The organism is Streptomyces sp. NPDC057002, assembly GCF_042673825.1.
In the GTDB taxonomy this organism is placed as follows: Bacteria; Actinomycetota; Actinomycetes; order Streptomycetales; family Streptomycetaceae; genus Streptomyces.
Map to the genome: position 1 here is coordinate 354,979 of NZ_JBHURZ010000002.1, position 25,649 is coordinate 380,627.

Annotated in this window: 22 protein-coding genes and 1 pseudogene; 6 read left to right on the top strand and 17 right to left on the bottom strand. The window is 69.8% G+C overall.

Features of this window, described 5'->3' with window-relative positions:
* Positions 1–30 precede the first annotated feature (30 nt).
* The 6 genes from ACFT32_RS09765 to ACFT32_RS09790 are packed head-to-tail and all read right to left on the bottom strand — an operon-like array spanning position 31 to position 6,222.
* The gene (locus ACFT32_RS09765; RefSeq protein WP_382487695.1) at positions 31–399 is read right to left on the bottom strand and encodes a 4Fe-4S dicluster domain-containing protein; all 369 of its coding nucleotides are present in this window, start codon (positions 397–399) and stop codon (positions 31–33) included.
* Positions 396–2,000, bottom strand: coding sequence for an FAD-dependent oxidoreductase (locus ACFT32_RS09770; protein ID WP_382487697.1), 1,605 nt, complete (start codon positions 1,998–2,000; stop codon positions 396–398). Before ACFT32_RS09770 ends, ACFT32_RS09765 begins: the two co-directional genes overlap by 4 nt.
* Positions 1,997–3,352, bottom strand: a complete 1,356-nt coding sequence (locus ACFT32_RS09775; RefSeq protein WP_382487699.1) for an LLM class flavin-dependent oxidoreductase — start codon at positions 3,350–3,352, stop codon at positions 1,997–1,999. The genes ACFT32_RS09770 and ACFT32_RS09775 overlap by 4 nt, the downstream gene beginning before the upstream one ends.
* Positions 3,353–3,405: 53 nt before the next feature.
* Positions 3,406–4,368: an ABC transporter permease gene (locus ACFT32_RS09780; protein WP_382487700.1), complete on the bottom strand. Its 963-nt coding sequence runs from the start codon at positions 4,366–4,368 to the stop codon at positions 3,406–3,408.
* Positions 4,365–5,201, bottom strand: coding sequence for an ABC transporter ATP-binding protein (locus tag ACFT32_RS09785; protein ID WP_382487702.1), 837 nt, complete (start codon positions 5,199–5,201; stop codon positions 4,365–4,367). Before ACFT32_RS09785 ends, ACFT32_RS09780 begins: the two co-directional genes overlap by 4 nt.
* A gap of 4 nt (positions 5,202–5,205) precedes the next feature.
* On the bottom strand, positions 5,206–6,222 hold the full coding sequence (locus tag ACFT32_RS09790; protein ID WP_382487704.1) for an ABC transporter substrate-binding protein: 1,017 nt from the start codon (positions 6,220–6,222) through the stop codon (positions 5,206–5,208).
* A 483-nt stretch (positions 6,223–6,705) separates the two neighbouring features.
* On the opposite strand from ACFT32_RS09790, the gene ACFT32_RS09795 reads away from it, so the two are divergent.
* Positions 6,706–7,440, top strand: a complete 735-nt coding sequence (locus tag ACFT32_RS09795; protein WP_382487706.1) for a GNAT family N-acetyltransferase — start codon at positions 6,706–6,708, stop codon at positions 7,438–7,440.
* 7 nt (positions 7,441–7,447) lie between these two features.
* Positions 7,448–7,576 (top strand): hypothetical protein, encoded by a 129-nt coding sequence (locus ACFT32_RS09800; protein WP_382487708.1) that lies wholly within the window; start codon positions 7,448–7,450, stop codon positions 7,574–7,576.
* Positions 7,577–7,727: 151 nt separating this feature from the next.
* On the opposite strand, the gene ACFT32_RS09805 is transcribed toward ACFT32_RS09800, so the two are convergent.
* Genes ACFT32_RS09805 through ACFT32_RS09815 form a run of 3 tightly spaced genes read right to left on the bottom strand, consistent with a single transcriptional unit; the run spans position 7,728 to position 10,148 of the window.
* Positions 7,728–8,249: an AAA family ATPase gene (locus tag ACFT32_RS09805; RefSeq protein WP_382487709.1), complete on the bottom strand. Its 522-nt coding sequence runs from the start codon at positions 8,247–8,249 to the stop codon at positions 7,728–7,730.
* A gap of 4 nt (positions 8,250–8,253) precedes the next feature.
* Positions 8,254–9,321 (bottom strand): LLM class flavin-dependent oxidoreductase, encoded by a 1,068-nt coding sequence (locus ACFT32_RS09810; protein ID WP_382487711.1) that lies wholly within the window; start codon positions 9,319–9,321, stop codon positions 8,254–8,256.
* Positions 9,318–10,148, bottom strand: coding sequence for a DUF1684 domain-containing protein (locus ACFT32_RS09815; protein WP_382487713.1), 831 nt, complete (start codon positions 10,146–10,148; stop codon positions 9,318–9,320). Before ACFT32_RS09815 ends, ACFT32_RS09810 begins: the two co-directional genes overlap by 4 nt.
* Before the next feature lie 520 nt (positions 10,149–10,668).
* Here ACFT32_RS09815 and ACFT32_RS09820 point away from each other — a divergent pair.
* Positions 10,669–11,943 carry a sulfite oxidase gene (locus ACFT32_RS09820; protein WP_382487715.1) on the top strand — a complete coding sequence of 425 codons (1,275 nt, stop codon included), beginning with the start codon at positions 10,669–10,671 and terminating at the stop codon, positions 11,941–11,943.
* Here the strand turns inward: ACFT32_RS09820 and ACFT32_RS09825 are convergent.
* The 4 genes from ACFT32_RS09825 to ACFT32_RS09840 are packed head-to-tail and all read right to left on the bottom strand — an operon-like array spanning position 11,930 to position 15,657.
* Positions 11,930–12,865: a TauD/TfdA dioxygenase family protein gene (locus ACFT32_RS09825; protein ID WP_382487716.1), complete on the bottom strand. Its 936-nt coding sequence runs from the start codon at positions 12,863–12,865 to the stop codon at positions 11,930–11,932. The two genes, ACFT32_RS09820 and ACFT32_RS09825, sit on opposite strands and share 14 nt — an antisense overlap.
* Positions 12,866–12,892: 27 nt before the next feature.
* On the bottom strand, positions 12,893–13,711 hold the full coding sequence (locus ACFT32_RS09830) for an ABC transporter ATP-binding protein (protein ID WP_382487718.1): 819 nt from the start codon (positions 13,709–13,711) through the stop codon (positions 12,893–12,895).
* On the bottom strand, positions 13,698–14,750 hold the full coding sequence (locus ACFT32_RS09835) for an ABC transporter substrate-binding protein (protein WP_382487720.1): 1,053 nt from the start codon (positions 14,748–14,750) through the stop codon (positions 13,698–13,700). The genes ACFT32_RS09830 and ACFT32_RS09835 overlap by 14 nt, the downstream gene beginning before the upstream one ends.
* Positions 14,751–14,790: 40 nt before the next feature.
* Positions 14,791–15,657, bottom strand: coding sequence for an ABC transporter permease (locus tag ACFT32_RS09840; protein WP_382487722.1), 867 nt, complete (start codon positions 15,655–15,657; stop codon positions 14,791–14,793).
* A 410-nt stretch (positions 15,658–16,067) separates the two neighbouring features.
* On the opposite strand from ACFT32_RS09840, the gene ACFT32_RS09845 reads away from it, so the two are divergent.
* Both ACFT32_RS09845 and ACFT32_RS09850 read left to right on the top strand, forming a co-directional pair.
* Positions 16,068–16,199: a hypothetical protein gene (locus ACFT32_RS09845; protein ID WP_382487724.1), complete on the top strand. Its 132-nt coding sequence runs from the start codon at positions 16,068–16,070 to the stop codon at positions 16,197–16,199.
* Positions 16,200–16,416: 217 nt separating this feature from the next.
* Positions 16,417–18,174 (top strand): lysyl oxidase family protein, encoded by a 1,758-nt coding sequence (locus tag ACFT32_RS09850; protein ID WP_382487726.1) that lies wholly within the window; start codon positions 16,417–16,419, stop codon positions 18,172–18,174.
* A gap of 57 nt (positions 18,175–18,231) precedes the next feature.
* On the opposite strand, the pseudogene ACFT32_RS09855 reads toward ACFT32_RS09850, so the two are convergent.
* Positions 18,232–18,822: pseudogene (locus ACFT32_RS09855) on the bottom strand (metallophosphoesterase); the annotation flags it as partial.
* A gap of 12 nt (positions 18,823–18,834) precedes the next feature.
* Positions 18,835–20,301, bottom strand: coding sequence for a non-reducing end alpha-L-arabinofuranosidase family hydrolase (locus ACFT32_RS09860; RefSeq protein WP_382487728.1), 1,467 nt, complete (start codon positions 20,299–20,301; stop codon positions 18,835–18,837).
* A 684-nt stretch (positions 20,302–20,985) separates the two neighbouring features.
* On the opposite strand from ACFT32_RS09860, the gene ACFT32_RS09865 reads away from it, so the two are divergent.
* Positions 20,986–22,416: an endo-1,4-beta-xylanase gene (locus ACFT32_RS09865; protein ID WP_382487730.1), complete on the top strand. Its 1,431-nt coding sequence runs from the start codon at positions 20,986–20,988 to the stop codon at positions 22,414–22,416.
* 292 nt (positions 22,417–22,708) lie between these two features.
* On the opposite strand, the gene adh is transcribed toward ACFT32_RS09865, so the two are convergent.
* On the bottom strand, positions 22,709–24,226 hold the full coding sequence (gene adh, locus ACFT32_RS09870) for an aldehyde dehydrogenase (protein ID WP_382487731.1): 1,518 nt from the start codon (positions 24,224–24,226) through the stop codon (positions 22,709–22,711).
* A gap of 105 nt (positions 24,227–24,331) precedes the next feature.
* A complete protein-coding gene (locus ACFT32_RS09875) occupies positions 24,332–25,582 on the bottom strand; it encodes a transcriptional regulator (protein WP_382487733.1) in 1,251 nt (416 codons plus the stop codon).
* Positions 25,583–25,649 lie beyond the last annotated feature (67 nt).

A 25,649-nucleotide genomic window follows, 5' to 3' on the forward strand; every position in this document is an offset into this window, starting at 1 on the left:
ACCAGGTAGAGGTCATCAGCGGGCGGGTCGTCAGGAAGTGATGGGCGGAGAAGCTCCCATGGATCCGGGAGGCCCGAGGGAAGGGCCGACGGCCCGGAGCGCGCCGGGCGTGCGGCCCTGCCCCCAGCCGATGTGCCGGCGGTAGCTGCCGAGCAGGCCGGCGCGGTCCAGGTTCTCCTCGTCCCGCGCGGTGGAGTCGTCGGCCAGCGGGCTGGTCAGGGGTGCCACGTACAGCGCGTCGGCCGGGCAGTTCGCCTCGCACTGGAAGCAGGTCTGGCAGTCGTCGCGGCGGGCGAGCACGGGAATGCCGTCGTCGCCGCGGTCGAAGACGTTGGTCGGGCAGACCTTGACGCACTTGTCGCAGGTGATGCAGCGCTCCGCCGAGACCAGTTCGATCACGAGGCCACCTCCAGCGGTGCCGGCGGTGCGGCCGACAGGGGCTCGGTGCGGGTCCACACCCGGTCGAGACCACCCGTGACGATGCGGTGATGCTGCTCGGGGTCCTGCGCCGGGTGGTCGAGCCGTTTGGCCATACCGCGGGTTTCGGTGCGCGCCAGCGCCGAGGCGTACATCCAGCGGGCATGCGCCGCCATGGCCGCTGCCTGCCTGGCCCGGACGGTGTCCCCGCTCCCGGCGTGCAGGGCGGCACGCGACTCCTCCCACACACGGTCGAGCACCCTCATCGAGGCGGTGAGCCGGTCGCCGTGGCGCAGATAGTTCTTCTCGTACGGGAGCACCTCGCCCTGGACCGCGGCGACGATCGCACGGAAGCCGTCGGCCGGACCCGGGGTCCCGGTGGGCCGGAGCCCCGCTCCGCCCGCTGCCACCAGGCGCCTGGTACCGGCACGGCCGCCGAGCGTGCGGGCATGGCGGGACGCGCCTCGGCCCGCCCAGGTGCCGGAGGCGATGGCCCAGGCGGCGTTGTGGCTGCCGCCGCCGGTGAAGCCGCCGCAGATCAGCTCGCGGGTCGCCGCGTCTCCGGCCGCGTACAGCCCGGGCACCGTGGTGGAGCAGTCGTCGCCGGTGATACGGATCCCGCCGGTACCGCGCACGGTGCCCTCGGCGAGGAGCGTGACGGCGAAGAGCTGGGTGAACGGGTCGATGCCGAGCCGGTCGAACGTGAGGAAGAAGTTGGGCTGGGCCAGTCGCATCGCCTTCCGGGCCGCGGCGTCGGCCCGGTCCAGGCGGCAGTACACCCTCTCGCTGAGCAGCGCCTTCGCGATCACGGACCGGCCGCCCTGGCTGGCCGCGCCCTCCAGGACCGTGCCGTCCTCGTGGTAGAAGGTCGCGAAGGAGTAGAAGGCTGTCTTGGTGACGGAGGTCCCCTCGGGCGCGATGCCGTAGGCGTTGGAGAACTCCATTCCGGACAGCTCCGCGCCCGCCTCGGCGGCGAACAGCGCTCCGTCGCCGGTGTTGACGTTGCAGCCGAGCGCGCCGCTGAGGAACGCGCAGCCGCCCGTGGCCAGGACGACCGCGCCGGCGCGTACCCGGTACGGCTGCCCGGCCTGGCGCCGGTGACCTCTGGCTCCGGCGATCGCCCCTGAGGGGTCGGTGAGCAGCTCGGTGACGGGGCTGTGGTCGAGGACGCGTACCCCGGCGCGCTGGACGCGGATACGCATCCTGCGCATGTACTCCGGACCCTGAAGGCCGTTCCTGAGCTGCTTCCCGTCCGGCCCTGTGGGGAACGGGTAGCGTCCGGCGGCCGCCAGCTCGTTCACGCCCGCGTACGTCTGGTCCAGCACCCGGGTCATCCAGCGCCGGTCGGCCAGATATCCGCCCAGTGCCTCTCTGCTCGCCATGGCGGCCTCCCGCGCGGCGGGCTCCGGGGCGACGTACCAGACTCCGGTTCCGGCGGAGGCGGTCGCGCCGCTGGTGCCGCAGTAACCCTTGTCGGCGAGGACGACGTCCGCCCCGTCCTGAGCCGCCTTGAGCGCGGCCCAGGTGGCTGCGGGGCCGCCGCCGACGACCAGGACGTCGGTGGTGAGTTCCAGCCCGGTCATACGGACCGCCCTTCTCCCACGGCCGCCGCGACCAGCCGGTTGGCGGGGCGGGGCAGGCCGTAGTGCTCGCGCAGGGTGCTGCCGGTGTATTCGGTGCGGAACAGGCCGCGCCGCTGCAGGATCGGTACGACGTGGTCGACGAAGTCCTCCAGACCGCCCGGCAGATGGGGCGGCATGATGTTGAAGCCGTCCGCGGCGCCCTGCGTGAACCACTCCTCGAGCTGGTCGGCCACCTGCTCCGGAGTGCCGGCGAACACCCGATGACCACGGCCCGCACCGAGGCGGGCGATGAGTTCGCGCAGGGTGAGGCCGTCGCGGCGCGCGAGTTCGGCGACGAGCGTGAAACGGCTCTTGTTGCCGTTGATGTCCCGCTCCTCGGGCAGCTCGGGCAGCGGCCCGTCCAACGGCAGCCCGGTCAGATCGGTGCCGAGCATCGCGGACAGCTGGGTGAGCCCGTACTCGGGCACCTGCAGCTCCGTCAGCTCCTGTTCCAGCGCGCGGGCTTCGGCCTCCGTCGAGCCGATGACCGGAGCGATGCCCGGCAGCACCAGCAGCTGGTCCTCGGTGCGGCCGTGGCGGACGAGCCGTGACTTGAGATCCTTGTAGAAGGCCTGGCCGTCGGCGAGGGTCTGCTGGGCGGTGAAGACGGCTTCGGCGTGCTGGGCGGCGAACTCCTTGCCGTCCTCCGACGAGCCTGCCTGCACCAGCAGTGGGTAACCCTGCGGGGTGCGGGGGACGTTGAGCGGTCCCTGCACCCCGAAGTACTCCCCGCGGTGGTTGATCTCCCGCACCTTGGCGGTGTCGGCGTAGACGCCGCGCTCCCGGTCGAGCACGATCGCGTCGTCCTCCCAGCTGTCCCACAGCTTGGTGGCCACCTCGACGAACTCCCGCGCCCGCTCGTAGCGCAGCCGGTGCTCCAGGTGCTCGTCCTGCCCGAAGTTGCGGGCCTCGTTCACGGTGCCGGAGGTGACGATGTTCCAGCCGGCCCGGCCGCCGCTGATGTGGTCCAGGGAGGCGAACTTGCGGGCGGTGTGAAAGGGCTCGTTGAAGGTGGTGGAGACGGTGGCGATCAGGCCGACGTGGTCGGTGACCGCCGCCAGGGCCGACAGCAGCGTGAGCGGTTCGAAGCCGCCGAGGGCGTTGTGCCGGACCTTCCCCCACAGGGCGAGACCGTCGGCGAGGAAGACGGAGTCGAACAGGCCTCGCTCGGCGGTCCGGGCGAGCTGCTGGAAGTAGCGCAGATCGGTGACCCGTTCGGGTTGGGTACGGGGGTGGCGCCAGGCGGCGTCGTGGTGGCCGGCGTTCATCAGGAAGGCGTTGAGATGCAGGCGTCTGGGGCTGGTCGCGGTCATGAGGTTCCTCGGATCGGGAGCGTGGGACTGAGAGGCGGGAGAGCGGTCCGAGGTCAGCCGTCGGCCGGGAGGCGCCAGGTGCTGAGCCGTCGTTCCACCGCGACCAGAAGCTGGTTGAAGGCCACTCCGATGGCGGAGATGGTGACGATGCCCGCGTACATCTGCGGGATGGCGAAGTTGTACTGCGAGGCGTTGATCAGATAGCCCAGGCCTGCCTTGGCGCCGATCATCTCGGCGGCGACGAGCACGAGGATGGAGACCGCCCCGGCCAGTCGGATGCCGGTGAAGACGACCGGTACGGCGGACGGCAGGATGACCTTCTGGAACAGCCTGGGCGCGGACAGGTCCATCGACTTCGCCAGCTTCAGCAGGGTCGGGTCGACACCGCGGACCGCGCTGATGGTGTTGAGCAGGATGGGCCAGGTGCACGCGTAGAGCACGATGGAGATCTTCGAGGTCTCGCCGATGCCCAGCAGTAGTACGAACACCGGCAGCAGGGCCAGCGCCGCGGTGTTGCGGAAGACCTCCAGCAGCGGGCCGAGGAAGTCGGCCACCGGCCGGTACCAGCCGATCAGCAGACCGAGCGGCACGGCGACGAGCACGGCGAGCCCGAACCCGCTGAGCGAACGCACCAGGCTGGCACGGGCGTTGTCGGCGAGCTGGCCGTCGACGGCCAGTTCCCACCAGGCGCGGGCGACCTCGCTGAACGGCGGCAGGAACGTGCGGTCGACCAGCCCCAGGCGCGGCGCGGTCTCCCAGAGCAGCAGCAGGGCCACTATCGCCGCGGACTTGGTGGCTCCGCTCACCAGCAGACTCGGCAGCCGGTGGGTCACCCGGCGGAGACGGGCAGCCGTGGAGCGAAGGTGTCGCCGCGTCCCCGGCGATGCGCCCCCCGGTGCGGACGCAGCGGACGGGGCAGCGGACTCGGCAGAGGAAGGGGCCGGGGCGGGCCCGATGGTGCTCACAGCGTCCGACGTCGTGGTGTCCACGGCGGTCGTTCCGGTTGTGGGGCTCATGCGGCAGCGGCCTCCTTCTCCAATTGCTGGGCCCTGGCGACCTCGTCGTGCAGCAGCGACCAGATCTCGTGGCGGTGGTGTGCGAACTCGGGGCTGGAGCGCAGGTCGTCCGTCGCGTCCCGGGAGCCGAGGGCGACCGGCACGATCTGCTTGATGCGGCCCGGCCTGGAGGTCATGACTGCGACGCGCTGTCCGAGGTAGACGGCCTCGTCGATGCCGTGGGTGATGAAGACGACGGTCTTGCCGGTGCGCTGCCAGATGCGCAGCAGCTCGTCCTGGAGCGACTCGCGGGTCTGGGCGTCCAGCGCGGCGAACGGCTCGTCCATCAGCAGCACATCGGGGTCGTAGGCGAGGCTGCGGGCGATCGCCACGCGCTGCCGCATCCCGCCCGACAGCTCGTGCGGGTGGCGGTCCTCGAAGCCGGTGAGGCCGACGAGATCGAGGAACTCCCGAGCGCGCTGGGCGCGTTGGCGTCGCGGGACGCCGGTGGCTTCCAGGCCGAACTCGACGTTGCCCTGCGCTGTGCGCCAGGGCAGCAGTGCGTACTGCTGGAAGACGATGCCGCGGTCCAGGCCGGGCCCGGTGACAGGCCGCCCGTCGAGCAGGATGCGTCCGCCGGTGGGCCGGGTGAGGCCGCCGAGCAGATCCAGCAGGGTCGACTTTCCGCAGCCGCTGGGACCGACGAGGACGATGAATTCGCCGTCCGCTATCCGCAGATCGATTCCGTCGAGGGCGGTGAACCGGGTCGTTTGCCGAGTCCCCTTCCGGTCCTTGACGGTGAATTCCTTCGTGATGTTCTCGAATTCGATCTTGGGTGTGGTGGATTCCGGCATGGGGTCAGCTCCCGCTGGCGTTGAACTTGTTGGTGTAGAGGTCCGACAACGTGACCTGGTCCTTCTTGATGTCGCCGCGCTCGGTCAGCCAGTCGACCCACAGCTTGAGTTCTTTCCCGGTGATACGGCCCGCCTTCTCGGCGACTCCGAAGGACTGCCAGTACTTCAGGGGTGCGGGGTCCTCGTTGCGGCCACGCTTTTTCACGATGTCGGTCATCCGGGCGATGACTTCCTCGCGGGGAGTGGCACGGGACCAGTCGATGGCCTTTCCGATGCCGGTGACGAAGATGCGCGCGGTGTCGGGGTTCTGGTTGAGGAACCGGTCGGTCATCACGTAGGTGCCGGCGCTGAACGCGCCCAGCAGCTGATAGTCGGTGAACAGCGGGCGGATGCCTCCGGTGGCCAGGGCCTTGTCGCGCAGGAGGCCGCCGAGTACGGCCACGTCGATCTGCTTCTGGCGCAGGGTCTGCTCGGTGTTGACCGGCGGGACGACCAGGGGCTCGGCCTTGCCGATGTCCGACTGCGACAGGCCGCCCCGCTGGAGGTAGATGTCGAGCATGGCCTCGGAGTGGGCTCCGAGGGTGTTCATCCCGATCTTCTTGCCGATGAGGTCCCGGGCCGAGCGGATGGGGCTGTCCTTGAGGACGTAGAAGCCGTTGTAGGCGTACTTGTCGGCGCCGTAGTAGCTGATGACGGCCTTGATGGGGGCGTTGTTCGCGGCGAGTTTGACGACCGCTCCGTTGAACGCGCCGCCGAAGTCGACCTGGCCCGTCGCCGCGGACTGGATGTCCTGCGGCCCGCTGATGGTGTTGCCGACCCAGTCCAGCTTCACGTCCTCCAGATAGCCGAGGTCCTCGGCCAGCTCCGGCAGGGTGACCTGGCCCGCCCAGCCCTGATACCGCAGCGTCTTGGTCCCGCCCTTGCCGGACGAGGCGCCGGCGGTCGTACCGCAGCTCACGGCCACCGCCGAAAGACCGAGCAGGGAAAGGAACTGACGTCGGTTCGATGCCGTAGTGGCCATGAAAGGGTCCTGTTCAAGGGAATGGGGAAATCCGCCCATGGTCAGGCCCGCGTGCGGTTCTTGAACAGGACGGCACGCGAAGCCGCGACGGACGGCGGAAGAGGGACCTCGTCGGAAAGAGCCACGAGGAGTTCAGCGTCTACGGCAGCAGCGGATGACGCGACAGTTGAATATGAAAACGGAGCGCGTGAGAGATGCCCGTCCGGGGCTCAGAAGCCGACGGCACAGATGGCGCTGGCCTGGCGTCGCAAGTCGACGTGCAGGCGCGCGGCTAGTTTCTCGGAATGGCTCACAGCCAAGAGAGTCGCAGCGAAAACCAGCCACGTCAATGTCGCTTGCGCATACGTCTCATCTTCTGAACTGCCCGACACGGGAGTGAAGCACAGCGTTCACAATCGTCCGGCCGGAGCCGGCCTAACGGCGAGCCAGAAATTCATGCCGCTGCAATGATCCACCCCTGAACTGCCTGCTAGACATGCCTTCGTGGCACATTCGATCGACGTTCGTGGTGGCGAAGCCCTGGCCGACCCGAGCACGCATCCCCTGGACAACGCGGTCTGGGCCGCACTGGCCGGCCCGCACGCCCCCTTCGCCGAACGGCTCGGCCGTGCCGCCCGCTACCCCGCCGACGTCTACGACTTCGCCGCCCTCGCCGATCCGGCCGACCCGGCCGCCTGGGCCGACCTGCGCGCGCTCGTCGGCCCCGGAACCGTCGTACGGGTCAAGCCGGTCGAAGAGGTCCCGTCCGGATGGGATGTCGTCGGTGGTGGTCTGGGAGTCCAGTTCGTCGACACCGCGCTACGTGCCCGGCCCGCGCCGGAAGCGGTACGACTCGGACCCGACGACGTCCCCGAGATCCTCGACCTGGTCGCCCGCACCAAACCGGGCCCCTTCCTGAAGCGCACCGTCGAACTGGGCACCTATCTCGGCATCCGGGACCAGGGGCGGCTGATCGCCATGGCCGGCGAGCGGATCCGGCCGCCCGGCTGGACGGAGATCAGCGCCGTCTGCACCGACCCGGAGCACCGCGGCCGCGGTCTGGGCACTCGCCTGGTGCGCGCCGTCGCGGCGGGCATCCGCGCCCGCGGCGACGTCCCGTTTCTGCACGCCGCAGCCGGCAACGTGCAGGCGATCCGGCTGTACGAGTCCATCGGCTTCACCCTGCGCCGCCGTTCTCCCATCCTGCTGGTCCGCAGTCCGGAGCATCGCACGAGGTGAAGGCGGAGTGACCGCGGACGAGGTGTGCGAGGCGCCGAAGCTCGTGACCCGACGGACCCGCGAACTCGCCGACGGGGTCCTGCTGGTGGACGTCCGCGCGGACCCGAGGCGCCGGGGGACGCTCCTGTCGCCCTGACCTCGCTGGAGTTCCCGCTGCCGCGGGTCAACGGCCGCGTGAACCCCGGGAGGACCTGCGTGCGGGCCTGGGCAGATGGGCCGCGGGCCGGAGCCGCGCTCGGCGCTCGTCCCGGCCGACGGGCACCGATCCTCGTGAAGCCCGGGCCTCGCTAGCCGGATTCACCGGCGGCCGCCGACGACACGGCTCTCAGCAGTAGGGCCGACGACGCGGCAGGATCCTGTCCCGCGGTGTCGACGACGACCCGGTCCCGGTCCCACGGCTCGTACTCCCGGTCGAGGATCTGCTGCCAGTCGGGCAGCGGCAGGTCCGGGATGTCGACCGACCTCGACGTCACCCGCCGCCGGTGCTCGACCGGATCGGAACAGACGACCTCCACCTCGACGCAACGCACACCCGCCCGTGCGGCCGCACCACGCCAGGCGTCCCGCGTCACCGCCAGCGGGTTCACCGACTCCGCGATCACGGTCAGCCCCTGCCGCAGATGCTCCTCGGCCAGGGCGTACCCGACGACGTAGCCCGCCGGACCTACCGGATGCCGGGCCAGGCCGGAGAGGGCCAGTGCCTGTTCGATGGTGTCGACGCGCAGGTGGACCGCGCCGATCTGCGCCGCCAGCAGGCGGGCCAGCGTGGTCTTTCCGGCGGCGGGCAGACCGCCGATCACGACGAGCACGGAGTCATCCTGCCGCCTGCGACGGGGCGACGATGTGTCGACCGTGGTCCCGGGCAGGCCGCCAGCCCAGCCGGGGCGCGATGTGATGGCGCACATCGTGCAGGATCTGCTCGTAGTCGCCCGGTTCGAACTCGTACGGCAGTTCCAGGCGCAGCTCCGACACCTCCGCGAGCGCGGCGTCGGAGCTCAGCAGCTCCAGGATCTCCTCCGACGTCCCCACCACATCGGGGGCGAACAGGGTGCGTTTGGCGCCCTGCGGTGCGAGGGTCCGCTCGTGGCGGCTCGCCGCGTAGGCGCGGTAGCGCCGACGGGTCACCGCATCCGCGCTGTCGAAGGGCACGATCACCCGGCCGATCGCCACCCGTCCCGGTCGTTCCCGCCCGAGCAGGCGACGGTACTCGTGGATCAGTGCCGACTGCGCGGTGCGGAAGTCGTCGGTGCCCTCGCCGGCGACGATGTTCCCGCTGAGCATGCTCAGCCCCTGTTCGCCCGCCCAGCGTGCCGATCGCAGGCTGCCGGCTCCGTACCAGGTGCGGTCGACCAGGCCGGTGCTGTACGGCTGAAGACGGGGCCGCTGGGCGCCGCCCGGCGTCTGGATGACGGTGTCCGCACTGCCCAGAGGGCGTCCGCGCAGATGTTCGCGCACCCGGGCGATACGGCCGTACGACAGATCGAGGGTTCGCCAGTCGCCGTCATGGACGAGATGGGCCATCAGCTCCGCATGCGGCATTCCCGTGCTGAAACCGACCTGCAGCCGCCCGCGGGAGAGCGCATCGGCGAGTGCGAGGTCCTCGGCGAGCCGGAACGGGTTCTCGTACCCGATCGGGATCACCGCTGTGCCCAGCTCGATGTGCTCGGTGCGCTGGCCCGCGGCGGCGAGGAACACCGCCGCCGAGGACACTCCGTGCTCCAGGTGCCGCTGCCGCACCCAGGCACCGTCGAACCCCGTGCGCTCGCCGTACTCGAACAGCCGGAGAGTGGCCTCGAGACCCGCGTACGGGTCGTCATCCGTGTAGTTGCCCGGCGTCAGGAACGACAGCGAGCGGATCCGGGGGAGGGGCGAGGAGCTCACCGAGCGACCGGCTTCCGCTCGTGCGGGATCTGCTCACCGGCCTCGATCGCGACCGGGAGCCGGTTCTCGCCGGGCGGCAGCGGGCAGGTCGCGAAGTCGGTGTAGGCGCACGGAAGGTTGGTGGCACGGTTGAAGTCCAGCACCACGGTGCCGTCGGGTCCGGGTGCGTCGATCTGCAGGGCGCGATTGGCCGCGTACGTGGTCACGCCGGAGGTCGCGTCGGTGAACAGCACCATGAGGCTGCCCGGGGTGGGCCCGTTGAACGCGGTCAGGCCCAGCGTCCGGCCGTCGATCCGGAAGCGGATCCTGCCGGGTGCGTCGTAGACGTGCCGCAGCCCTTCGACGGCGGCGCCCACGGTGGTCGGCCGTGGCTCCGGGAATGGCGTGAAGGTGCCGGCGACCACCCAGCGCGGGTCGGGCGCGTACGCAGGTGTTCCGGCGAACTCGGTACGCAGCGGATGCTCCGGGTGCCGTGGCCGGATCACGTCGTGGCCGCCGCGCTTGGCGATCTCGATCACCGCATCGCCCCAGACGGCGGTGATGCCACCGCGTTCCGGGATGACACCGAACGTGTGCCGTCCGTGCACCGCGGTCCCGTCGATGACGAGTTCCTCCCCCTCCTCGAGCACGACGGTGACGCCGTCGTCGCCCGTCGACCAGGTGCCGGGTGCGCCGGGGAAGCGCTGGGGGTCGGTGGACGGCCAGTGCAGGCCGGTGACGGCGAGGAATCCGTGTTCATGGGCGAGCGCGGAGTCCCTCCGCTGATGCCATGCCTCCCATGCGGCGGCGAAGGCGTCGATGCCGGTGGGGGCGTCCTGGACGGTCATGTGTGCTCCTGCGGAACTCGGCGCTGATGGTCGGGAGATGCTGAGGGCGGAGAAGACGGCAAGTGTGAGGACACCGCCGGACAGGCAGCCGCGCCCGTACTCGCGCAGGGCAGCGGTCAGTGTGATGCGGTGGAGGAAACGCGGGTCGGAAGCCGGAGCGAGGCGTCAGCTCACGGCGGAACAGCCCGTGGTGGTGACACGCACGTAATCGACGTGGCGGCGGGTCACGAGCACGGTCATGGGGTCAGGTAACCACACACGGGCGGCGACGCACCAGATCGGCCGGACGAGGACGCTCCGTTGACACCCTCCGACCCACGTGCTTGCATCCCGCCATGCCGTTGTCGGAGCCTCTGACCCGCCGCCGCGCCGTGGACCTCGTCCGGGTGGCCGCCGCGCTGTGTCGGGCGACCGGCTGATCGCGCGCCCCTGACGACTCCGTCAACGGCCGCGCCGCACATACCCGTTGTGCTGTAGCGCCCCTGTCGTGCTCCTTCGCCCCACATGACGAGGACCCGCCATGCCTTCTCCCGCCCCCGCCGGTCACCGCCACGAAACCGACTACGACCGCCGAAGGCTGCGCCAGTGGCTCGCCGGTGAGGCCAGGGCCGACGGGGTCACGCGCCGTCGGCTGCTCACCCTGCTCGCCGCCACCGCCGCCGGGACCGCACTCGGCGCCACGCGGCCCGCCCATGCCGCCGACGCACCGATCGTCAAGCCCCTGCCGCCCGAGTGGTTCATCCAGCGCGGCACCAACGCCGAGACCCGCTGGGAGGCGCTGCGCGGCACCGGTCACCACACCCCCAACGAGCTGTTCTTCGTACGCAACCACACCGCCACCCCCGTGCTGAAGGCCGGCGACTGGCGGCTGCGGCTGTGGGGGAGCGGGCTGCGCGGCACCCCCGGCGAGGACCGGCCGGTGGAGTTCGGGTACGACGATCTGCGCGCCCTGCCGGCCGTCACCCGGACCGCCTTCGTCGAGTGCGCGGGGAACGGCCGCTCCTACTACACGACCCAGCAGGGCGAGACGGTCAGCGGCACCTCGTGGACCCTGGGCGCGATCGGCGTCGCACGCTGGCGCGGGGTGCGCCTGGCCGACGTACTGCGCCGGGCCGGACTGTCCCCGCACGCCGTGGACATCCAGCCGCGTGGTCTGGACGCCGAGTACGTCAGCGGCGGCGAGAGCCTGGGCCGGGTACGCCGTCCGCTGCCGCTGTCCAAGGCGCTGGACGACGTGCTGCTCGCGTACGAGATGAACGGCGAGCCGCTCCCGTACGACCACGGGTACCCGGTGCGGGTGCTGGTGCCGTCCTGGGTGGGGATCGCTTCGATCAAGTGGGTCGGCGACATCGAGGTGTCCGCGCAGCCGCTCTTCTCGCCCTGGAACACCACCTTCTACCGGCTGTTCGGTCCCTCCCATCCGGAGGGCGGCAGCGCGCCGCTGACCCGGCAGGCCACGAAGAGCGCCTTCGAGCTGGCGAACGGGGCCACGTTCACCGCGGGGCGGCGGCATGTGCTGCACGGACGGTCGTGGTCGGGTGCGGGGGCCGTGGCCCGGGTCGATGTCAGCACCGACGGCGGGGCGAACTGGCGTCCCGCCCGCCTGCACGACCGGCCCCGCACCGATACCTGGACCCGCTGGTCCGTCAGCTGGCGGCCCGACGCTCCCGGTGCCACCCACCTGCTGGCCCGCGCCACGGACACGGCCGGCCGTACTCAGCCGGACATCGCGGTGCCCAACACACAGGGCTACCTGTTCGACGCGGCGGTGCGGCACCCGGTCAGCGTGGTGTGACGGACGATCGCCCCTCTCCCCGATTCCCGGCCTGCGCGACGTCGAGAGTGAGGGCGGGGCCGACCGGTGTGTCGCCGCGCAGCGTGATGCGGTGCATGACGCGATGCTGGTCGCCGTAGTCGCGGTTGGCGTAGTGGGCCGTGCTGCGGTTGTCCCACAACGCCACGTCGCCCGGCTGCCAGCGATTCCGCACGACGTGCTCGGGCTTGGTCAGGTGGGCGTACAGGATGTCGAGGATGCCGCGGCTCTCGTGCTCCGAGACGCCCACGATGTGCGAGGTGAAGCCGGGGTTCACGAACAGGCCCTTGCGGCCGCTCTCGGGGTGCACCCGCACCACCGGGTGCTCCGTCGGGGTCAGTTCGGTGAACACCTCCCCGTCCCACAGGTTGCCCCGGCCCTGCCGGTGCTGGGCGAGGTAGTAGCCGAACTCGCGGCTGCCGTCGTGGACGGCGGTGAGCGTGTCGACGTACGCCCGCAGGCCCGGAGACAGCGACTCGTAGGCGAGCTGGCTGTCGGCCCAGTTGGTGTCGCCGCCGTTGGGCGGCAGCACCACGGCCCGCAGGACGGAGATCGCGGGCGGCCGCCGTACGAACGTCACGTCCGTGTGCCACACGTCGGCGAATCCGTTGTCCTGGCTGTCCAGGGAGTACACCTCGGGGGCCACGTCACCGGAATCGTGGACCGGGTGCCCGACGGTGACCTCCCCGAGACGTCTGCCGAACTCGATCTGCGCGGCGTCGTCGAGTCCGTGCTGGCCGCGCACGAAAAGCACCTTGTACGCGACGAGCGCTTCGCGGAGGGCGAGGATCTGGTCGTCGTCGAGGCGTCCGAGGTCGATGCCGTGGATCTCGGCACCGAAGCCGGGGCCGAGTGCGGTGAGGGGCAGCCGGGTGACGGCGGGCCGCTCGCTGAGGACGCTCATGAGTGTGTCCCTTCCTGGGTACGGGGATCAGGCCGCAGCGGCGGCTTTGACGGTGTGGGAGACCTGCGCGCGCAGCTCGGCGAACTCGTCCGAGTTACGGAGCTCCTCGGCGTCGATGTCGCCGCGCGGCAGGGTGATCGGCAGGTCCAGGGCCACCGTCCCGGGGCCCTTGGTCAGCACCACGATGCGGGAGCCGAGGAACACCGCCTCGTCCGCCGAGTGCGTCACGAACACCGTGGTCCGGCCGGTTCGGTCGGTCACCCGGCGGACGTCCTCCTGCAGCCGTTCCCGGGTCAGCGCGTCCAGCGCCGCGAACGGCTCGTCGAGCAGAAGGAGCGGGTTCTCGGCGGCCAGGGCACGGGCAATGGCGACGCGTTGCTGCTGGCCTCCGGAGATCTCCCAGGTGCGCCGCTTCTCGGTGCCCTCGAGGCCGACGCGGGCCAGCAGCTCCGCACGCCGCTCGGGCCATCGGGCGCGCGGCACACCCGCGTACCGCAGCGCCAGGTCGATGTTGCCCCGCACTGTCCGCCAGGGGAACAGCCGAGGCGTCTGGAACACCACACCGGCCGCCTCGCCGGGCCGGGGCCGGGTGCCGGAGACCCGCACCGATCCCTGCGTGGGCTGTTCGAAGCCGGCGATCAGCCGCAGCAGTGTGCTCTTGCCGCAGCCGGAGGCACCCACCAGTACCAGGAACTCCCCGGCCGGGACGGTCAGATCGACCGGCCCGACGGCGGTGAAGACCTTGCCGCCCCGGCCGTAGAGGTGGGTGACATGGTCGAGACGGACGGATCCGGCGCGCGCGGTGTCCACCTCTGCCGTGGCTTCGGTGATCTCACTTGAGGACATCGGGCAGCCCCTTGAGGTAGAACGCCTTACGGACGAGGTCTTCGGACGGCGCGGCGCCGATCTGCTTCTGTTCGGCCAGGAACCGAGCGGTGTCGGTGACGTAGTCGGCCAGCTTGCCGGGGCTGCCGTCGGCGCCCAGCCAGTCGGCGGAGACCACTTGCTCCGGGGTGAGGAACACCCCCTGCGAGAGCTGCGCCTTGGCATCCGCCGCACTGATGCCGAGCTCGGCCGCGACGGCCTTGACCGTCCCGTCGGGGTCGGACTTGATCAGACGCAGCGCCTCGGCCTCCGCCTTGCGCCAGGCGTCGATCGCCTCGGGGTCCCTGGCGATCAGGTCGTCCGATACGACGGCCAGATCGAGGGTCGGTTGCCCTGCCGCGCCGATCTCCTTGCTGCTGGTGAGCTGGGTGCCGGTCCTGCGCAGCTCGTCCAGGGTCGGCAGCCAGACATAGGCGGCGTCGATGTCGCCGCGTTGCCAGGCGGCGAGGATGGGCTGCGGCTGGAGGTCGATGAGTTCGACGTCCGACGGCCCGAGACCGGCAGCCTTCAGGGCCGCCAGCAGGCTGTAGTGCGAGGTGGAGGCGAAGGGAGTGGCTATCTTCCTGCCCTTGAGACCGGCGACATCGGAGATGCCGGTGTCCTTGCGCGCGACGAGGGCCTCGTTCTCGCCCGCGACGTCGAGGATCCACGCGACCTTGTACGGAATGGGCGAGCTGCCGGACACCCCGCGGGCGAACGGGCTGGAGCCCAGAGCGGCGATGTCGAGCGAGTTGCCGATGAAGGCCTGGTTGACACTGGCGCCGGAGTCGAACTTGATCCAGGTGATCTTGTGCTCCGGCAGCGCCTTCTCCAGCAGCTTTCTGTTCTTCACGAGCAAGTCGCCGCTGGGAAAGGCGAAGTAGCCGATGCGCAGCTGCTTGGAGCCGCCGGACGCCGACGCCTCGCTGCCCGAGGAGCAGCCCGTGACGGCCGCCGACACGGTGGCCAGGGCACCGGCCAGGAGGAGACGGCGGGACGGACCTTGAGGGGCAGGGGACATGGCGAAGCCGTTTCTGTGCAGAGGGAAGGGGAGGGAGGGACTACGCACGACCGCGCCAAGGAACGACCGCGCGTTCGAGCCGCAGGAGCAGGCCGTCGATGACCAGGCCGGAGATGCCGATGGCGATGATGCCGACGAGCACCACAGGCGTGTTGTTGTAGTTGGCCGCGTCCTTGACCATGCCGCCGATCCCGGGCAGGCCGTTGACCAACTCGGCGGCGACCAGGGAGGAGTAGGCCACCCCCACGGCGAGCCGGACTCCGGTGAGCGTCTCCGGCAGGGCGGAAGGGACGACGACGTCCCTGACGACGTCCCACCGTGACGCGCCGAGCGCACGGGCGGCCTCGATCAGGCTCTTCGGCACGGCCGCGACGGCCGTGGTGGTGGACACCGCGACGGGCGGGAAGGCGGCCACGGCCAGCAGCGTGACCTTCGGTTCCTCGTTGATGCCCAGCCAGATGATGAGCAGCGAGAAGTACGCCAGCGGCGGCAACGTCCGCAGAAAGGTGATCCAGGGCTCGAACAGCGAGCGCACCCAGCCGACGGTGCCCATGAGCAGCCCGAACACCACTCCGGCGGCGATGCCGATTCCGGCGCCGAGCGCGATGCGCCGCAGGCTGATGCCCAGGTGCTCGACGAGCGTGGTGCCGTTGTACCCCCGAATGCCGCCGTGCGTGGTGGAAACCTCGATGAACGCGTCCCACACCTTGGCCGGTGGCGGAACCAGTGTCTCGCTCCAGGTCCCGGTCGTCGCCAGCAGCTGCCACAGGACGAGGAAGAGCAGGAGCGAGCCGAAGGGCAGCGCGACATGGCGCAGGCGCGTCCACCCGCCCCGCGTCGGAGCGCCCGGTTCGGGCGGCGCGTCGGCGGGGTCAACAGGCTTGAGCAGGCTGGGAGTTGTGGACATGGGGCGTCCTCCAAGGGCGCCGGGACATGAGCAGCTGTCGCCGAACGACAGGGATGGCCGGCCCCGAGCGAGAGTCATGCCGAACGAAGAGGGAGCGCGCGCCCTGGTGCGGGTGCAGTCACTGCACGGCAGGGCGGAGGGCGCGTTGAGAAAGCTGGGTCAGCAACAACACGAGGCCGGGCGTCGGCACAGGTCGATGACCAGGCGTCGCACCAAGGACTCGGAGATCATGGGGCCATTTCTACCGCAGCCGCAGCCCTGCACCAACAGGCGTCCACTCTCTGGAACACAGTTGATCGGCACCCGGCTCTTGACGCCGGGTTCACGTGTGGGAACCATCCTCGGATGCCCGAGGACGACGGCATGATGCACCAGGAGCTGATCGCCAAACTCGGTCTGCCACTGGGGAGTTGTGGAACCTGACAGCTCTGACCGGCGACTGCCGGTCCAACGGCCGCTGGAGCAGCCTGGTCACCGTCAAGCCGCCCCTCAACCCCACCGGCGGCGTGGGCTCACCCGCCAACGCGACGGCACTGCGCTGACGAACACCGACCCGCACCGACGGTCGGATCCGGTCATTACGACGGCATTCGGTCAACACCCCACCACTTTCCGCCTTCCGGACAACCGAGCAACCGGTTCCCTTCTCTCACAGCGCGGGCGAAGCAAGACGCCTCTCACCTGACGGCCCCGGCCCGGACCTCGCGGACGTGCCGTGCCGCCTGCTTCCTTCTCACAGCACCGGAGGACGAGGGAACCATGACCAGAAGACGCACCGCCCGGCTGCGGCGAACGCTGCTCGCCGGCACCACGGCCGTCGCCGTGACGGCCGTCACGGCCGGCATCGTGGCCGCTGCGCAGGAGCCTGCGAAGGCCGCGACGGGCCCCGAGCTGAGCCTCGTCGCGGCGACCACTTCGGTGACGCTCACCACCTGGAAGGAGGAGCCGGGTGTGTACTTGGACCTCGGCACCTACCTCATCTCCGAGGGGACGCCGCTGGAGCTCAAGGTGACCAGGAAGTCCTACAAGGACCCGGTGACCGTCACCCAGACCGTGTACGAGGGCGGCAAGGCCAAGGCGAAGAAGCTGCCCGCGGGCACCGTGAAGGACTTCTCCGGGCTGCCCGGCTTCTCGGAGATCACCCTCACCGACAAGGCCGGCAAGAAGGTCCTCACCCGCAGCGAGAGTTTCTGCCCGAACAACGCCAGCGGCCGAGTGCGGCCCGACGCACCCTCCACCTCCAAGTATCCGGAGAGCTGCTCCACCAACCCCTTCACTCTCGGCTCCGTGTGGGGCGTCGAGAAGGGCTGGGCGGCCAACACCTACGCGGGCTCCTACACCGAGCCGGCCCAGCTGCCGGCCGGTACGTACACGGCCAAGGTCGGTGTTGCCAAGAAGTATCGCGACCTGTTCGGCATCGCCGACAAACCGGCCACGGTCAAGGTGACCGTGGTGGAACGAAGCGACGAGGACCCGGAGAGCACCGCCGAGGCGGCCCCCCGCTCCGCGAAGGCCGGCGAGCACGCCGGGCACGGTGCCGGTCACCAGGCGCCGTCCGCGCACGCCGGTCACGGGCCCGGCCATGCCCCGACGCCCGCTGAGGCCGCCGCGCCGGTGACGAGCGGTGCGGGTCCCTCGTACAACGTGGGCCACGGTCCGCTGAAGGCCGCGCCGCCGGCCCTGCCCTGGGCGTTGAAGAAGAAGCAGCTGTCCGCGCAGTCTCCGCAGGCCCGGGACGGCGGCGGTCAGACCGACGGCTCGCGTCAGGCGCCCGCCCTCGAACCGCTGTCGAAGCGGCCCACCGGTAAGGCCTCCGTCCCGGACGTCCCCAAGCCGGACCTGCGCTCGCTGCCGGCCTATGGCATCACCATCGGCGACGGCGGCGAGGACGTCCCGGGCAAGGACTACCTGGCGTTCAGCGCCAACGTCTGGAACGCCGGTCCGGCCCAGCTCGTGGTGGACGGGTTCCGCTCGCCCGGCAAGGCCAAGATGGACGCCTTCCAGTACTTCTACGACGCCAAGGGCAAGCAGGTCGGCTACACCCCGACCGGCACCATGGAGTGGGACCCGCGCCCGGGGCATGTGCACTGGCACTTCACCGACTTCGCCAGCTACCGGCTGCTGAAGGCCGACAAGAAGGAAGCCGTGCGCAGCGGCAAGGAAGCGTTCTGCCTGGCCAACACCGACGCCATCGACTACACGGTGAAGAACGCCAACTGGCACCCGTACAACACCGACCTGGCCACCGCCTGCGGTGAGGAGAACTCGATCTCCGTCCGCGAGGTGCTGGACGTCGGCTCCGGTGACACCTACACCCAGGACCTGCCGGGCCAGTCCTTCGACATCACCGGCGTGCCCAACGGCACCTACTACATCCAGGTGCTGGCCAACCCGGAGAAGCGGCTGAAGGAAACCAACCTCGACAACAACAGTGCCCTGCGGAAGATCGTGCTCGGCGGCACGCCGGGTAAGCGGACGGTCACCGTGCCGGCGCACGACCTCGTGAACGCCAACTGACCCCGCCCTGCGACTGGGGGAGTGTCCCCGCCCGGGATCAGGGCGGGGACACGGCCATCAGCGGCATTCTCTGAGCACGAGCAGGGTGATCTCGCTGGGGGCGAAGACGCGGAACGGCGGGCCCCAGAAGCCGGTGCCGCGGCTGGTGTAGAGGAGGGTGCGGGGGCCGTGGTGGCTGAGGCCGGCGAGGGCGGGCTGGTCGAGGCGGACGAGGTGGTGGAAGGGCCAGATCTGGCCGCCGTGGGTGTGGCCGGAGAGTTGGAGGTCGATGCCGGCGGCCGCTGCCCGGTCGATGAACTTGGGCTGGTGCGCCAGGAGCAGGACGGGTAGGCCGGGGTCGGCGCCGTTAAAGGCTCCCTCGAGGTGGGCGCGGTGGCCTGCCAGGCCGGAGGACTCGGCGGTGACGTCGTCCACGCCGGCGACCACGAGGGTGTCGCCTCCGCGTTCGAGCAGCAGATGGCGGTTGCGCAGCGGCTCCCAGCCCAGCTCGTCCATCAGGTCGATCCAGCCCTGGGCCTCGCTGTAGTACTCGTGGTTGCCGGTGACGTAGACCCGGGCCCGGGTGGCCCGCACGGTTCCGAGTGGGGCGGCTTGGGCGCGGCGGCGTTCGGCCGTGCCGTCCGCGATGTCGCCGGTGTGGCAGACGAGCCCGCCACGCCGTCAGCGCTGCAGTGTCAGCAGACCCGGACGGTAGGGCAGGAGGCCGTAGTCGCCGCCGGAGTTGGGGCTGCGCCCTTGGTAGAGCAACTGCAGATTGCAGGGATCGACGGTCATCGTCTGATCGGCGCTGGTGCGGATCAGTTCGCCATGGCTGATGTCGTTGGTCCAGGTGGCGCCACTGTTGGCCTTGCCGGCGAAGGGATTGCTCTCGGTCGCGGCCTGGGGTGTCCATGAGCCGTTCAGACTGGTGGCCGTGAACGAGCGGAAGTAGCGGCCCTGCGAGCCGATCGCCTCGACGATCATGAGGTAGCGGTTCTGGCCCTGGAGCTTGTAGACCTGCGGGGCTTCGAACAGGTTGTTCGTCGTATCGCTCATGATCGTCGTGTACGACGAGCCGAAGCTGCCCGGGAAGTTCCCGATCGGCATGCTGGCCCGGTAGATCTTGCCGTTGTCGCCGGCGAAGAACAGGTACATGTTCGACCCGTCGGCGATGAGCGTCTGGTCGATGGGCCCTGTACCGGAGCCGGTGATGCTCCCGGAGAAGAGCACCTGCGGTGAGGACCAGCCGTTGGGGTTGGTCGGGTCGCTCGACGTCCGGTAGGAGAAGGCGGTACTACCCCACTGGTGGGCGAGCACCCAGATGTTCTTCGGCGCGAAATAGAAGAGCGTGGGCGCGACGGTGGAAGCTGACATCGTGTTCTGGCCGGCCGAGGCCATCTCCGACCAATTGGTGAACAGGCCGAAGTTCATCGAACCCCAACTCGTCCCCGTGTCGTGCGTCGTCGCGTAGACGAGTTGCCTGCCGTTGTAGGGGACGACGGTGAAGTCCTTGAGCGAGACCCACCCCGGCTTGGGCTGCGCCAGTGCGCCCGTTGATGTCCAGCGGTATGTCGACGGAAGATCGCACGGGCCGGGGTTGTCGCCGCCGACCTTGACGAGCTGCCACTGCTGGTTGGTGCCGCCCCAGTCGTCGTACTGGACGATGTTCGCGTTGTCGGCGGTGGCGGCGCCTTGTACTTCGAGAGCCTTGTTGCTGTGGCGCGAGATGAGCCTCACGTAGCCATCCGAGCTGTCGGCCAGCCGCCACTGCTGGTTGGTGCCGTTCAGGTCGGCCCACTGGACGATCGAGCCGCCGTTCGCGGTGGACCAGTTGTGGACGTCCAGCACCTTGCCCGAGTGGCGGGACTTGATGCGGTAGTAGCCGCCCCCGGAATCGACGAACTGCCACTGCTGCTGGTTCTGATCGTTCCTGGTCCACTGGGTGATGCGGGCGCCGTCGTCGGTCGCCATGTTGTGGACATCCAGGGCCTTGCCGCTGTTGCGGTTGACCAGCACATACGAGGCGTTGGGGTCTATGGTCGCCGCGCCGGCGGGCTGGGCACCGAGGAGGGTGGCCACGAGCAGCAAGGGCGCAAGGACGGCGAGTAAGCGTCTCAGACGGACCGGGGACGGGTGGCGAATCCACATCAGAGGGACTCCTTTGGGGCGGGGGTGAGGTGACCCCGATGAACCGCGGAGCGGACGTGCCGAGGGCAGGAGGGAATCTCGAAATGTTTCGAAGAATTCCCGGATGATTCGACGCCACAAGCTAGGAATGTGCGGCCCTCTGGTCAAGGCCTGTCGCCGGTCTGTCCATAAACAGCGCATCCCGAGAGAAGTCGAGCAAGCGGTGTCCGCACACTCCTCCCGGCCCCGGACCTACGGCATCCGCCGACGGCGGCGCCGAGGGTTCGCCGTCCGGCTTGCCGGTTCCCGAATGTTTCGGAAGAGAAATCGAAACTTCTTCTGCGTGGAGTATTGACGATCCATCGTCAATACCTCAATCATCCCTGTCTGAGAGCCCGGCCAAGTTCGAGATATCGAACCACGTCGGCCCTGGGCAATTCTGTGCTGCACGACAGATCTGCGCACCCGAGTACCTGCGCCACCCTGTTTCGTTCCGGTGAGGTTCGCGCCAGCGCATCCTGGCTCTTCGCGCAGTTGGAGGCCTGTGTCGAAACACGCCGCCGCCCGCCGCTCCTATGACCGCGGTGTCCGGTGATTCCGTGCTGCCCGGGTTCCGGCCCGCCCCGTCCGTCTGCCGAGTGGGAGCGGACGACGCATTCCCCTGCGCTTCAGTCCTTCCGTGATTTCTACCTTGGAGGCACAGCCATGGGCTCGTATGCCATTCCCAGACCCGTTGTCCGCCGGAAGATCCGCGGCCTGCTGTTGGCGCTGGTCGTCGGCGTCCTCTGTGCGGTCGCCGCACTGGTCGCGCCGCCGACCGCACACGCCGCCGAGAACACGCTCGGCGCCGCGGCGGCGCAGAGCGGGCGCTACTTCGGCACCGCCATCGCCTCGGGCAGGCTGGGCGACTCGGCGTACACGACGATCGCGGGCCGTGAGTTCAACTCGGTGACGGCCGAGAACGAGATGAAGATCGACGCCACCGAACCACAGCGGGGCCAGTTCAACTTCACCGCCGGTGACCGCGTCTACAACTGGGCGGTGCAGAACGGCAAGCAGGTGCGCGGCCACACCCTGGCCTGGCACTCCCAGCAGCCCGGCTGGATGCAGAGTCTCAGCGGCAGCACGCTGCGCCAGGCGATGATCAACCACATCAACGGCGTGATGGCCCACTACAGGGGCAAGATCGCCCAGTGGGACGTCGTGAACGAGGCGTTCGCCGACGGCAGTTCGGGAGCGCGGCGCGACTCCAACCTGCAACGCACAGGCAACGACTGGATCGAGGTCGCCTTCCGCACCGCGCGCGCCGCCGACCCGGCCGCCAAGCTCTGCTACAACGACTACAACGTCGAGAACTGGACCTGGGCCAAAACCCAGGCCATGTACGCCATGGTCCGGGACTTCAAGCAGCGCGGCGTGCCGATCGACTGCGTGGGCTTCCAGTCGCACTTCAACAGCGGCAGCCCCTACAACAGCAACTTCCGCACCACCCTGCAGAACTTCGCGGCCCTCGGCGTCGACGTGGCCATCACCGAACTCGACATCCAGGGCGCCTCGGCCACGACCTACGCCAACGTGACCAACGACTGCCTGGCTGTCCCGCGCTGCCTCGGCATCACCGTCTGGGGTGTGCGCGACACCGACTCCTGGCGACCGGAGCACACGCCGCTGCTGTTCAACGGTGACGGCAGCAAGAAGCCCGCCTACACCGCCGTCCTCAACGCACTCAACGGCGGCTCCCCTACGCCCCCTTCGGATTCCGGACCGATCAAGGGCGTCGGTTCAGGCCGCTGCCTGGACGTGCCCGGCACCAGTACCACCGACGGCACCCAGCTCCACCTGTGGGACTGCAACGACCGCACCAACCAGCAGTGGGCCTACACCGCCGCGGGCGAGCTCAGGGTCTACGGCAACAAGTGCCTGGACGCCGCCGGCACCGGCAACGGCACCAAAGTCCAGATCTACAGCTGCTGGGGCGGCGACAACCAGAAATGGCGCCTCAACTCCGACGGATCCATCGTCGGCGTCCAGTCCGGCCTCTGCCTCGACGCCGCCGCGGCCGGCACCACCAACGGCACCCTGATCCAGCTCTACTCCTGCTCGAACGGCAGCAACCAACGCTGGACCCGCCCCTGATGGGACCTGCCACAAACGAATGGGCGAATCGTCCGGGGCGTACGAGATGGCGCCGTGACAGCCGCCGAGAGGGCTCGTCGACCTGTGACGGCCAGGGCCCCGGGAGCAGTAACGCTCGTACCGTGGTGCGCGACCTGCCATCCTTCGGCGCTGTTTGGTCCGCGACTGGTCCGGCGGGAACTCCCTTGGACGTCAGGAAGTAACTCGAAGAACCCAATTGAGCGCAGTGGGTACCTGCCGTGTCGGGTTGCCTGGAGCGCAACGATGCCTCCAGGCGACCCGACTTCAGGCTCTAGAAGAAGCCCAGCTTCTTCGGCGAGTACGACACCAACAAGTTCTTCGTCTGCTGATAGTGGTCCAGCATCATCTTGTGCGTCTCGCGGCCGATGCCTGACTTCTTGTAGCCGCCGAACGCCGCGTGTGCCGGGTACGCGTGGTAGCAGTTGGTCCAGACTCGGCCCGCCTTGATCTCGCGGCCCAGGCGGTAGGCCGTGTTGCCGTCGCGGGTCCAGACGCCGGCGCCCAGGCCGTACAGGGTGTCGTTGGCCAGTTTGAGGGCCTCGTCGACGGAGTCGTACGTCGTGACCGAGACGACCGGGCCGAAGATCTCCTCTTGGAAGATCCGCATGTCGTTGCTGCCGCGGAAGATCGTCGGCTCGATGTAGTAGCCGCCCTCGAGGCCGGGGACCGCGCGGGGGTTGCCGCCCGTGACGACCTCGGCGCCTTCCTTCCTGCCGATGTCGAGGTAGGAGAGGATCTTCTCGTACTGGTCGTTGCTCGCCTGCGCGCCGATCATGGTGTCCGGGTCCAGCGGGTCGCCGCCGACGATGGCCTGGGTGCGTGCGACGCAACGGGCCATGAAGTCCTCGTAGATGGAGGAGTGGATCAGGGCGCGGGACGGGCAGGTGCACACCTCGCCCTGGTTGAGGGCGAACATCACGAAGCCCTCTACGGCCTTGTCCAGGAAGTCGTCGTCCGCGTCCATGACGTCGGGCAGGAAGATGTTCGGGCTCTTGCCGCCCAGTTCCAGCGTGACCGGGATGATGTTCTCGCTCGCGTACTGCATGATCAGGCGGCCGGTCGTCGTCTCCCCGGTGAACGCCACCTTCGCCACGCGCGGGCTGGAGGCCAGCGGCTTGCCCGCCTCGACGCCGAAGCCGTTCACGACGTTGACCACACCCGGGGGCAGCAGGTCCGCGATCAGTTCCATGACGTAGAGCAGGCTGACCGGGGTCTGTTCGGCCGGCTTGATGACGACGCAGTTGCCCGCGGCCAGCGCGGGGGCCAGCTTCCACGTGGCCATCAGGATCGGGAAGTTCCACGGGATGATCTGCCCGACCACGCCCAGCGGCTCGTGGAAGTGGTACGCGACCGTGTCGGCGTCGATCTCCGCGATGCTGCCCTCCTGCGCGCGGACGATACCGGCGAAGTACCGGAAGTGGTCGACGGCCAGCGGGATGTCGGCGGCCAGGGTCTCGCGGACCGGCTTGCCGTTCTCCCAGGTCTCGGCGACCGCGATCTTCTCCAGGTGTTCTTCCAGGCGGTCCGCGATCCTGTTGAGGATGCCGGCGCGTTCCGCGACGGACGTGCGGCCCCACTTGTCGGCCGCCCGGTGCGCCGCGTCCAGGGCGAGGTCGACGTCGGCGGCGGAGGAGCGGGCCACCTCGCAGAAGACCTTGCCGGTCACAGGGCTCGGGTTCTCGAAGTAGCGGCCCTCGACCGGGGCGACGAAGTCACCGCCGATGAAGTTGTCGTAGCGCCGGGCGAAGTCGACGATGCTGCCGTCGGTTCCTGGCTGCGCGTACACCATGGCGGCTCTCCTCGGTGAAGGGCGGTGACGGGTGACGCCCTTCACTGTGCTCCCGTGAGGTTGGCGCAAGGTTGGCGCCGCGGTACTCGGGCGCCGCGCGGAGGCTCAGTCGCGCAGCGCCGTGGTCAGCCGGCCCGCCGCGATCGCACGGCGCGTGTCCTCCGGGTCGAGCAGCCGTAGCGCGTGCTCGTGGATCTCCGCGTCGTACGGGGCCCGTTCGCCGTAGCGCAGGGCGTGGTCCGGGCGGGTGCTCGCCAGCACGGCCTCGCGTACGGCCACTTCGATGCGGGTACGCCACTCCTCGATGCCGGGTGCCTCGGAACGGGGCAGCAGCGGACCGCCGTAGCGGCGCAGGGCACGGTCCGTGTCGCCCTGCTCCAGCGCGCGCAGGACGTCGGCGGCGTCGCACGACACCGTGATCGTCAGGGCGTAGCGGCGCGGGGCGATGCCGCCGCCGAGGGCGCGGCGCAGGTGGGAGATCTCGGCCTTGAAGGTGGACGCGGTGACCGGCCGGTCGCCGTACAGGGCGGCGCGCAGCCGCTCCGGGGAGTAGCCGTCGGGTTCGAGCGCGAGCAGGGTGAGGATCTCCAACTGGCGGGGGCGAAGGGGGAGTTGTCGGCCTTCCTGTGCGGCCTGCACGGCCTGTTCGGTGCCCAGGCAGGTGAGCCGCAGCCGGCTCTGCCGGCTCGGCTGAGCCGGGCGGTCGTGTTCCGTGGTGAGGCGGGCCTCGATCGTGGACACCAGCGTCCGTACGGTGGACATGGCCAGGGGATGCGAGCGGTCCCAGGTGGTGGACAGGTCCAGTACGCCGAGGACCCGGCCGTCCGGGCCGTGCACGGGGGCGCAGTAGCAGACCCAGCCGTGCAGGGCCGACACCAGGTGTTCGGCCGAGAAGACGGAACTGGGGCGGCCGGTGCGCAGGGCGAGGGACAGGGCGTTGGTGCCCATGGCCTGCTCGTCCCACCGGCCGCCCGGCGCGAAGTTGACCCGCTCGGCCTTGCGGCGCATGGTCGGGCCGCCGCAGGTCCACAGGATGGTGCCGGACTCGTCGGTGACCGCCGTGACGAAACCGGCGTCCTCGGCGATGCTGTGCAGTTCGCCGGCGAGGCCGGAGACCGGCCGGTACAGCGGTGAGGACGTCCAGCGCTGGTGCACCGGGCCGCCGTCGGTGACCGGGGCGCTGTCCCGGCCCGGGTCCACACTGCCCAGCGAACGCGCCCAGGACTCGGTCACCTCGTGGCGCAACGCCGCGCTGCCGCCCGGCCGCGTGCCGGGGACGCTCAGCCGCGGCACCCACTGGGACCACTCGTGCTCCAGCACGGTCCTGCGCTGCCGGAGGTCAGGGCGCTGTGACATGGCCTCTCCCTGCCGTCGTAGCCGTCGTAGCCGTCGTACCGGTTCTCGGCGTGAGGTCAGTGTTACC

What these genes read in the sequence shown, in the direction of transcription:
- ACFT32_RS09770 (WP_382487697.1), bottom strand. Translation starts at nt 2,000, where the DNA reads ATGACCGGGCTGGAACTCACCACCGACGTCCTGGTCGTCGGCGGCGGC.
- ACFT32_RS09775 (WP_382487699.1), bottom strand. Translation starts at nt 3,352, where the DNA reads ATGACCGCGACCAGCCCCAGACGCCTGCATCTCAACGCCTTCCTGATG.
- ACFT32_RS09780 (WP_382487700.1), bottom strand. Translation starts at nt 4,368, where the DNA reads ATGAGCCCCACAACCGGAACGACCGCCGTGGACACCACGACGTCGGAC.
- ACFT32_RS09785 (WP_382487702.1), bottom strand. Translation starts at nt 5,201, where the DNA reads ATGCCGGAATCCACCACACCCAAGATCGAATTCGAGAACATCACGAAG.
- ACFT32_RS09790 (WP_382487704.1), bottom strand. Translation starts at nt 6,222, where the DNA reads ATGGCCACTACGGCATCGAACCGACGTCAGTTCCTTTCCCTGCTCGGT.
- ACFT32_RS09815 (WP_382487713.1), bottom strand. Translation starts at nt 10,148, where the DNA reads ATGACCGTCCAGGACGCCCCCACCGGCATCGACGCCTTCGCCGCCGCA.
- ACFT32_RS09820 (WP_382487715.1), top strand. Translation starts at nt 10,669, where the DNA reads ATGCCTTCTCCCGCCCCCGCCGGTCACCGCCACGAAACCGACTACGAC.
- ACFT32_RS09825 (WP_382487716.1), bottom strand. Translation starts at nt 12,865, where the DNA reads ATGAGCGTCCTCAGCGAGCGGCCCGCCGTCACCCGGCTGCCCCTCACC.
- ACFT32_RS09830 (WP_382487718.1), bottom strand. Translation starts at nt 13,711, where the DNA reads ATGTCCTCAAGTGAGATCACCGAAGCCACGGCAGAGGTGGACACCGCG.
- ACFT32_RS09835 (WP_382487720.1), bottom strand. Translation starts at nt 14,750, where the DNA reads ATGTCCCCTGCCCCTCAAGGTCCGTCCCGCCGTCTCCTCCTGGCCGGT.
- ACFT32_RS09840 (WP_382487722.1), bottom strand. Translation starts at nt 15,657, where the DNA reads ATGTCCACAACTCCCAGCCTGCTCAAGCCTGTTGACCCCGCCGACGCG.
- ACFT32_RS09850 (WP_382487726.1), top strand. Translation starts at nt 16,417, where the DNA reads ATGACCAGAAGACGCACCGCCCGGCTGCGGCGAACGCTGCTCGCCGGC.
- ACFT32_RS09860 (WP_382487728.1), bottom strand. Translation starts at nt 20,301, where the DNA reads ATGTGGATTCGCCACCCGTCCCCGGTCCGTCTGAGACGCTTACTCGCC.
- ACFT32_RS09865 (WP_382487730.1), top strand. Translation starts at nt 20,986, where the DNA reads ATGGGCTCGTATGCCATTCCCAGACCCGTTGTCCGCCGGAAGATCCGC.
- adh (WP_382487731.1), bottom strand. Translation starts at nt 24,226, where the DNA reads ATGGTGTACGCGCAGCCAGGAACCGACGGCAGCATCGTCGACTTCGCC.
- ACFT32_RS09875 (WP_382487733.1), bottom strand. Translation starts at nt 25,582, where the DNA reads ATGTCACAGCGCCCTGACCTCCGGCAGCGCAGGACCGTGCTGGAGCAC.